Consider the following 1,041-nt stretch of genomic DNA (forward strand, 5'->3'; position numbering starts at 1 on the left):
CGCGAGGTGCAGCGCTCGCTCGACCAGTCGGTCAAGCGCCTGCTCGAGGACAAGATCCAGGTGCTCGGCCTGGGCGCCGCCTTCACCGTCCAGGCCGACCGGATCCTCTGCCCGGGAGAGGGCCGGATCACCTTCCAGGGCATGCAGAACCACACGGCGGAGAGCATCAAGTCGCTGGAAGGCTACGACATCGCCTGGGTCGAGGAGGCGCAGTCGCTGTCGAAGCGGAGCCTCGAGCTGTTGCGCCCGACCATCCGCAAGCCGGGGTCGGAGCTGTGGTTCTCGTGGAACCCGACCCGGCCGGACGACCCGGTCGATGCGCTGTTCCGCGCCGGGACGCCGCCGCCGAAGACCACGCTGATCGAGGTCAACCATGACAAGAACCCGCATTTCCCGAAGGTGCTGCAGGCCGAGATGGAATGGGACCTGGCGCGCGACCCGGACAAGCACCGGCATGTCTGGCTGGGCGACTATCTCAGGATCAGCGAGGCGCGGGTGTTCAAGAACTGGACGGTCGAGGCGTTCGAGACGCCGGCCGATGCCCGCTTCCTGTTCGGCGCCGACTGGGGCTTCGCCCGCGACCCGACGGTGCTGGTGCGCTGCTTCCTGACCGGCCGGACGCTGTTCGTCGACCACGAGGCCTATCGGGTGGGCTGCGAGATCGACCGGACGCCGGCGCTGTTCGACACGGTGCCGGAGGCGCGGCGCTGGCCGATCGTCGCCGACGGCGCCCGGCCGGAGACGATCAACTATCTGCAGCGCCACGGCTTCCCGCGGCTGCGGTCGGCGCTGAAGGGGCCGGGGTCGGTCAAGGAGGGCGTCGAGTTCCTGAAGAGCTGCGACATCCTGGTGCATCCGCGCTGCCGCCACCTGATCGACGAGCTGGCGCTGTACAGCTGGCGCACCGACCCGAAGACCGGCGAGATCCAGCCCGAGCTGGAGGACCGCGAGAACCACGCCATCGACGCCCTGCGCTATGCCCTGGAAGGGCACAGGGCCGGCAGCACCTATGATTCCAGCATGCGCTGGGTCGGGACGGGG

The 1,041-nt window shown here is 69.2% G+C and carries 1 protein-coding gene; it reads left to right on the plus strand.

Annotated features, from left to right (window positions below):
- On the plus strand, positions 1–1,041 hold a 1,041-nt coding region (locus FFK22_RS41875; protein WP_143957010.1), incomplete at both ends, for a PBSX family phage terminase large subunit.

This window comes from Mycobacterium sp. KBS0706, assembly GCF_005938675.2.
Classification (GTDB): Bacteria; Pseudomonadota; Alphaproteobacteria; order DSM-16000; family Inquilinaceae; genus Inquilinus.